The following is a 507-nucleotide window of genomic DNA, read 5'->3' on the forward strand; positions in this document are numbered from 1 at the left end:
GTCTTTCTTTTAGGTCCTCCAGGTATTGCAAAGAGTCTTATTGCAAAGCGTCTTATCCAAGCTTTTGATAACAGCAGTTACTTTGAATACTTGATGACTCGATTCTCGACACCAGAAGAAGTGTTTGGTCCTTTGAGTATTCAAGAGTTGAAGGACAACGGCCGTTATGTCCGACTCACCGAAGGTTACCTACCTACAGCGCAAGTCGTTTTCCTTGATGAGATTTGGAAAGCGGGCCCTGCGATTCTGAACACTCTGTTGACCGTCGTGAACGAAAAAACATTCAAAAATGGCAGTGACATTGAACGTGTTCCAATGCGTTTGCTGGTTTCTGCTTCCAACGAATTACCAGATGAAGACAGCGGCCTAGACGCACTTTATGACCGAATGCTCGTACGTGTGTTCGTAAACCGAATTCAGAATAAGCAAAACTTCAAATCCATGCTGACCGTTGGCACATCGCAAGAAGCGCAAATTCCGGAAGGTTTGGCGATTACCGATGAAGAG

General features: G+C 45.0%; 1 protein-coding gene. It reads left to right on the plus strand.

Going from position 1 to position 507, the window contains the following annotated elements; translation table 11 throughout:
- A partial coding sequence (locus R8O11_RS31595) for an AAA family ATPase (protein WP_318195432.1) occupies window positions 1–507 on the plus strand: 507 nt, incomplete at both ends.

The sequence above is a fragment of the Vibrio sp. 1288 genome (genome assembly GCF_033344475.1).